Origin of the sequence: uncultured Kiloniella sp. (assembly GCF_937128705.1) — a bacterium.
Lineage (GTDB): Bacteria > Pseudomonadota > Alphaproteobacteria > Kiloniellales > Kiloniellaceae > Kiloniella.
On the sequence record NZ_CAKZMP010000130.1, the window covers coordinates 1 to 7,137 of the forward strand.

7 protein-coding genes are annotated in these 7,137 nt (G+C 45.0%); 6 read left to right on the forward strand and 1 reads right to left on the reverse strand.

Annotated elements, in window-relative coordinates:
* Positions 1-169: 169 nt before the first annotated feature.
* Positions 170-505: a hypothetical protein gene (locus tag Q0241_RS07340; protein WP_299375390.1), complete on the forward strand. Its 336-nt coding sequence runs from the start codon at positions 170-172 to the stop codon at positions 503-505.
* Between the two features lie 88 nt (positions 506-593).
* On the forward strand, positions 594-1,838 hold the full coding sequence (locus Q0241_RS07345; RefSeq protein ID WP_299375393.1) for an amidase: 1,245 nt from the start codon (positions 594-596) through the stop codon (positions 1,836-1,838).
* Between the two features lie 215 nt (positions 1,839-2,053).
* Here Q0241_RS07345 and Q0241_RS07350 read toward each other — a convergent pair whose 3' ends face one another.
* Complete coding sequence (locus Q0241_RS07350; protein WP_299375408.1) at positions 2,054-2,572, reverse strand: adenine phosphoribosyltransferase; 519 nt, start codon at positions 2,570-2,572, stop codon at positions 2,054-2,056.
* A gap of 399 nt (positions 2,573-2,971) precedes the next feature.
* Here Q0241_RS07350 and Q0241_RS07355 point away from each other — a divergent pair, with 399 nt between their 5' ends.
* The 4 genes from Q0241_RS07355 (at position 2,972) to Q0241_RS07370 (ending at position 6,688) form a co-directional block, all read left to right on the forward strand.
* Entirely contained in the window at positions 2,972-3,475 is a 504-nt protein-coding gene (locus Q0241_RS07355; protein WP_299375396.1) for a DUF302 domain-containing protein, read from the forward strand.
* A 199-nt stretch (positions 3,476-3,674) separates the two neighbouring features.
* The gene (locus tag Q0241_RS07360) at positions 3,675-4,319 is read left to right on the forward strand and encodes a class I SAM-dependent methyltransferase (RefSeq protein ID WP_299375399.1); all 645 of its coding nucleotides are present in this window, start codon (positions 3,675-3,677) and stop codon (positions 4,317-4,319) included.
* Between the two features lie 254 nt (positions 4,320-4,573).
* A complete protein-coding gene (locus Q0241_RS07365; protein ID WP_299375402.1) occupies positions 4,574-5,320 on the forward strand; it encodes a transporter substrate-binding domain-containing protein in 747 nt (248 codons plus the stop codon).
* A 258-nt stretch (positions 5,321-5,578) separates the two neighbouring features.
* Positions 5,579-6,688 (forward strand): DUF2336 domain-containing protein, encoded by a 1,110-nt coding sequence (locus tag Q0241_RS07370; protein ID WP_299375405.1) that lies wholly within the window; start codon positions 5,579-5,581, stop codon positions 6,686-6,688.
* Positions 6,689-7,137: the final 449 nt, after the last annotated feature.

Here is a 7,137-nt window from a genome sequence, read left to right on the forward strand (position 1 = left end):
GATGAGTTGTTACACTACTAACAGGGATAACTGCTGAGAGCTGTACGTAAAAATCCCAATACTGTCAGACTTTCGCCAGAATTATATGTTTATGTAGGTGAATAATGGTCCATAGATTTTTTTATGCAGGCCTTTATCAAAAATGATACAGCACAAAGAGGACGGTCTCGTGACAAAGAACATTCAGAAGTCGGACACGCGTTTTGACGTAAACTTTAAAAAGCTTTCTCTGTCACTCGCTGTTGTTGGCGGCCTTATGCTTTCAACTGGGTTTGCTCAGAAAAGTTGGGCACAGGAAGAAGACAATCCGGGTGAATTGGCGCGGGAAAGTCTTGAGCTTATGATGAAATCTCTCAGTCTTGTGATTGATTCCATCCCGCAATACGAAATGCCCGTTATTACTGAAAACGGCGATATCATCATCCGCCGTAAACAAAAAGACGACTGGGAAGATCTGGATGAAACACCGGAACCAGAAGAAAACGAAGATTCCAAACAGATATAAAATTATACGCCGACAGACGTTACTTGCAGTGATGCCTTTTCAAAGGTAACTCATTTAAACAGAGATGAGTGAAGAAGGAACGGTTGGAATGTTCGATAGCCTTGGTGCTTTTGTTCCCGGTGGCAATATGACCTTTGAGGGGGCCGAGAAGGGACCCTTGAAAGGATTTGGTTTTGCGGTCAAGGATATCTATGACCTCGAAGGATATGTGACCGGCTATGGCAACCCAGATTGGCAAAGCCGCCGACGTCCGTCAAAAAAGCATGCTTTTGTGGTACAAAAACTGCTGGATGCCGGGGCCATGGTCATTGGTAAGACCATTACTGATGAGTTCGCCAGTAGTCTCGATGGACAGAACTATCACTATGGAACGCCTGCAAATCCCGAAGCACCCGGCCGTATTCCCGGTGGGTCATCAAGTGGTTCAGCCTCTGCGGTGGCAGGGGGATTGGTTGATTTTGCGCTGGGATCAGATACGGGGGGCTCTATTCGCATACCGGGCAGCTATTGTGGTTTGTTTGGCTTGCGCCCGACACATGACCGAATAAGCAAAGAGGGTGTTCTTCCTTTGGCCGATAGCTTTGATACCGTCGGTTGGTTCGCCCGTGATGCTTGGTTGCTTAATTTGGTGGGCGAAGTCTTGATGGAAGCGAAGGCTGATCAGGATGCAATGCCGGATAAGCTTTTGGTTGCTGTTGATGCCTTTGACATGCTGGATGAAAAGTCACGTGCTGCACTCAAACCGCATTTGGAACGGCTTGAACAGCGCTTGGGAAAAGCAGAATATGTTTCCCTCAACCCTGATAATTTTCACGCAATCGGTTTCGATGAGTATCTATCAAAAGGATTACAGGGGTTGGCAACTCTTTTCCAGATTACTCAGGGTCGTGAAGTCATGGACACCCATGGGGAATGGTTTGACCGTGTAAAGCCCAAGATGGGACCGGACATTCAACAGCGGATGGATTGGCGCAAAACAATCACCGATGAACAGGTACGTGATGCACTTGAGAAAAGATCCCTGTTTAAGGCGCGTATGAAAGCTCTTATCCCCGCCAAGACCGTTGTCTGTCTGCCATCTGCGCCCGGTATCGCACCGCGAATTAAGGAAGATCCGGATGTGTTGAATGCACACAGATCCAAGATCTTGTCGCTGACCTCTGCATCTGGTTTAGCCGGCAATCCACAGATTACGATGCCACTGGCAACAGTTGATGGTTGCCCGCTTGGGCTCTCGTTGATGGGGGCGCATGGGTCTGATTTGGAACTGTTGGCTTTTGCTGAAGGTTTTTGTTCCACTGAAGATGAACAACAAAGCCTTTCACCCTTTTGATCGAACAAAAATCTGATTTGTGAAGCTTGAAGCACGTACCAGACGTTCGTGGATGAAAAATAAAAGTATGTCTTTTGTTGAGCGTGTGGTTCTCTAAGGCGTTATTGTTTGCGAGGGGACAGAATAATCTTTGAACTGCCCCCGCTACCTTATCGGTCACAGGCAGGAGTCTAAAGGGATAATAGGGCCTGAAGAGTTAATCTCTTCACGCTTGTTTAGTCGTCGTATTGAATGAGGGACGTCACAGGTATCCCGCCAAGCTTTTCCCGGCCTTTGAGGAAGTTTAGCTCTATAATACAGGCAATTCTGCGTACATCGGCACCAGCTTGTTGCATAAGGGCGACAGCAGCTTCCATAGTACCGCCAGTTGCCAGTAGATCATCAAGCATAACAACGCGCTGACCGGGTTTGATGACATCTTCCTGAATTTCGATTGTATCCGTGCCATATTCCAGGTCGTAGGTATATGGAATGGTTTTGCCCGGCAATTTACCTTTCTTGCGGATCATCATAAAGCCCATGCCCAGACGCATTGCCAGTGGGGCAGCAAGCAGGAAGCCACGAGATTCAATGCCAGCAAGAACATCAGGCTTTTCCTTTTCAATCACAAGGGCCAGTCGTTCGATGGTTTCGTGCCAAGCTTCTGCATGGGCCAAAAGGGTAGAGATGTCATAGAAAAGAATACCGGGTTTGGGATAATCAGGAACTTCCCGGATGTGATCTTTCAAATTGATGCTCATGGTCTTTATGGTTCCCTTATTCACTGGTCTTGTGTTGCTTCGAATGGAAGGCTTTGGTCGATGTCCTATTAATAACACGGATGTTTATGCAGAACTTACACGGGACATGCAATGATTCTGCAACAAGAGCTTCATCTTACAGTACAGAAAAACTGCCGATCCCGGATCAAAATTCGATAAGTCAGCGAGTTTAAGGGGCACTTGATCACAAAGAGGTGAGGACTGTTGTTTTGCGAAAAGGCTTATGCTGCTATCGAATAAGTCATTATCTGGCGGATAGATAATTATTTGGTAATCATGTCTTGTGGTGACAGATGTTGAACCTTACCTGAAACATTCGATATCGTTATCAGGGTGAGTTTTAAAAACAGTTTTTGGGGTAGGAGAAGTCAGTTGATCAGACGCCGTTACGGTTTAATCGGATATATTTTAAAATCATTGCCTCTTTTGACAATGGTCCTGTTCGGGAGTGTTGTGTCCCTAGCTCAAGCGGATCAGGGATACCCCTATGATGGAATGGTTGTCGTAAAGAGCGAGAAATCCTTCAGTGAACTTGCTGATGACCTAAAGACATCTATTAAAGATAATAAGATGGGACTGGTAACTCGTGCCAGTGCTTCTGGTGGGGCAGCCAATGCGGGAATCACTATTCCCGGGAACTTGGTTGTTGGTGTTTACCGAAATGATTTTGCCCGGCGTATGCTGAGTGCATCTATTCCCGCTGGTATTGAGGCACCGATCCGGTTCTACCTGACAGAAAGCAACGACGGAACATCTGTTTTAACTTACCGAAAGCCAACAGCGGTTTTTGCGCCTTATAACTCTGCTGATTTGGATGTCATGGCAAAAGAACTTGATGGTATTTTTGAGAAAATTGCCAAGGGCGCGACACAATAGGTTTTTCTTTACACAACAGGATGATGGGTGGGGCCGAATAACTTTTAATACAGCTATCCAGTGTGTTGCTATATGAAGGTTTCAGGATATAGGTTTCGGGGCTCGTGCGATCTTCTGTTATGGCTTTACCCTTTTTGTGTGATGGGTTAGAGAGGTATCTTGATCTGTTCTCTATCCCATACGTTCCCAAAGGGCTTTGATGAAACGCCGTGCAAAAGACACAGGACCCGAAACAGAAGGCGATGGTTTTTTTGAAGATCGCTTGGTCTGTGATTTTACCGGAGGTGCGGTTGGCCATCGTCTGAAATTTGGTGGTGGCAGAGGTCAGGCATTACCCAAAGCAGCAGGTTTTACCAAGGGCAGAACACCCTCTGTCATTGATGCAACGGCCGGATTTGGTCGTGATGCTTTCCTTTTGGCCTCTCTGGGGGCAGAGGTGACATTGATTGAACGCTCTGTGGATGTGCATGCAATGTTAGCGGAAGGACTGGAGCGTGCGCACTTTGCAGGTGGGCAGGTTGCGGATATTGCTGCCAGAATGACCTTGCTTTTTGGTGATGCGAAAGAACTCCTAGCAGATTTGTCTGCGGACGTTGTTGTGGTTGATCCCATGCATCCCCCCCGAAAAACCAAGGCGCTTGTCAAAAAAGAGATGCGTGTACTTCGCCAATTTGTCGGTGCTGATCCCGATGCCGAAGAACTTGTGAAAGCGGCTTTAGATGTCGCAGAAAAACGCGTGGTTCTTAAATGGCCAGCTAAGGCAGACCCTCTGCCGGGTATTAAAAAGCCATCGCATCAGTTGATGGGAAAATCAACGCGATATGATGTTTTTATGACGGGGTAAGTAAGAATTATCTTGAGTCGGCACATCCCATTCAATTGGCATATTTCAATAAATTGAAGTATCGGGATAATTTTCCATAGCTATTTTCATCTGTTATTGTATGATAATAATATGGTTATAGCTTTTCTTGTTATTTTCTTACGAGAATTGATTTTCTCCCCATTGCAGGGTGGCTTTAGCTGATGCCTGTTGGATCAATATTTAAACTTATATCGGCGTTTTTTCTTTTCGCATATCTGTCAGGATTTTATCCTGTGTTTGCCTCTGCACCTGATGACCCAGAAAAGCTGGTTGTTGCGTCTATTGACTGGTGCCCACAGCTTTGCCCCGAGGGTGAGCAAGAGGGGTATATCATGGACACCGTTAAAGAAATTTTTGCAGATAGTCCTTTTGAATTAGAGGTTGTGACCTATCCTTGGTCACGGTCCATTCATATGGCCAGAACGGGTGAAGTCCATGCTTTGTTGTCACCTGCAAGAGCCGAAGCTCCAGAGCTTTTGTATCCCAAAGAAGAAGTTGGAGCCCAAAAGATGTGTTTTTTTGCGTCGCGGGGATCGGCTTGGACCTATCAGGGAAAAGCATCGCTAAAGGGGCAGATGATTGGTATTGCCCAGGATACATCTATTGAAGAATTAAATGATTTCATTGCTGAGAATAAAGAAGGTTTTCATTTTTTAACGTATGGTCCCCGTTACTTACCTCTTAGCTTTCGTATGGTTGATGGGGGAAGGTTAAATAGTTTTCTTTTTACCTATAACTCAACGATTTATGCGCTAGGGAAAGAAGGGTACGCAAATAAAATTGTCCCTGCGGGCTGTGTTTCAAAAGCGAATGTTTATATGGCTTTCACTCCTGATTTAAAGAAACGGGCTTTTGTTCTCAAAGCTATGGAATATTTTGATCAAAAAATGCGGAAATTGGTGCAAGCAGGCCGTGTTCCAGAGATTATGAAATCTTATGGGTTGCCAGATTGGAACAGTGCATTGCCTTCTGCTTTTTAAGATATTTTTTATCGGTATATATTAGTTTTAAGTACTTAATGACTTTTTATTTTTAGAGTTATTTGTTTAAAATATTGATTTTAAATGGTTATTTTTTGTTTTTTTAATGTTTGATGTGTCAGCGAAGAAAATAAAAAATCAACAGTATTTTATTTTTTTATTAAGCATGAATTAACTGGCTATGACCATAATGATGCATGAAATGTTATCAATCCATGCCGGATTAGTAACCAACGGTTTGAAAGAAGCTGGAGAACCATGAGTCTTACGCAGCAAGATGTAGCTAAATTATTGGCAAATTCTTCACCAGAGGTGAGGGCAGAGACCACAATCAAAGTTGCTTCGCATTTTGAAGCAAAGGATTTTACCGAGGAAGAGAAATCTGTCGCGGAAGAGATCTTTCGGGCATTGGTGAAAGATGCTGAAATTGTTGTCAGGGAAGCCCTGGCAAATTCTCTTAAAGTTGCAGATGATCTTCCCAAAGATGTCGCGCTTGCTATGGCTGCGGATGTTGAATCGGTTTCTTTGCCTGTGCTCAAGTTTTCTGATGTTTTTTCTGACGAAGACCTGATTAACATCCTTAAATCAGAAAGTGCGGCGAAACAGGAAGCAATTGCCTTGCGTCCAAGTGTTTCCGAGGCTGTCTCTGATGCTGTTATCGACACTGGTAATGAGAACGCAGTTGCAAAGCTGGTTGCAAATGAAGGTGCGGCAATAACCGAACAAGGGTATGGCCGTGTGATGACTGATTACAAGGAAAGCGAGATCGTTGCGGGTTCTCTTTCCAGACGACCATCTTTACCAGCCTCTGTTTCTGAACGTCTTATGAATTCACTTTCTGATCGGCTGAGACATTATATCGTCAGTCGCCACGAACTGGATTATGACCAGGCAGCTAACCTAATACTGCAGGTTCGGGAACGTGCGACGGTGTCTCTTTTGAAAGAGGGATCAAGTCAGGAAGAGTTGGAAAAACTTGTTAAGCAGCTTCATAAAGGTGGCAAACTGACACCTTCGCTGGTTTTGCGGGCACTTTGTTCCGGTGACATGATGTTCTTTGAAACGGCCATGGCTGAATTGGCGGGGATTAGCCTTACCAATGCGCAGGCTCTTATCCATGATGACGGACAGCTTGGCCTGAAGTCTCTTTATAAAAAAGCTGGTATGTTGATGGCTTATTTCCCCTTTGTCGCGGCGGCAATCAGGCTTTATCGGGATATGGATTACAGTGGCGAAGGCAATGATCGCGAGGTTTTCGCCAGCCGTCTGCTGGAACGCTTGTTGACTGTGTTTGAGTTACCGGATGATGAGCTAAGTCCAAACGAAGTTGAATATCTGGTCACAAAATTACAGCAATATTCCGCCTGATACGGGTCAGTATAATACCGGGCTGTTAGAATCAGTTTTATAGATGATGAACCATTGATGATAAGTGGCCTTTAACCGGGCTGCTTATTTTTTTGTTTTTAATTCGGTCTGTTTGTATTTTTTACCCTTTTTCTTGCCCGTTTCTGGCCCATTTTTTTGGAGGTATGAATGTTTCGGGGGGATTATCTCCATTATGGTCTTGGGTATGTGAATGACTTTTCCATCCCTTTGCGATGTAAGGTCTTGTAAACACCGAGCGGGAGGAATAAATCGAACAGATATGATTTTACGCTGTTCAAAGATTTCGAGATGCCCGGACCTGATTTAACTCTTACCCTTGTCATAATGCTTATAGGGTTGGTGGTGATCCTTTTGGCGGGGTGGTGGGCAAAAAGACCCAGAGTGCCGGGCACAATCCGTTGGGTTTCGCCTACGGCAGTACAGTTTGC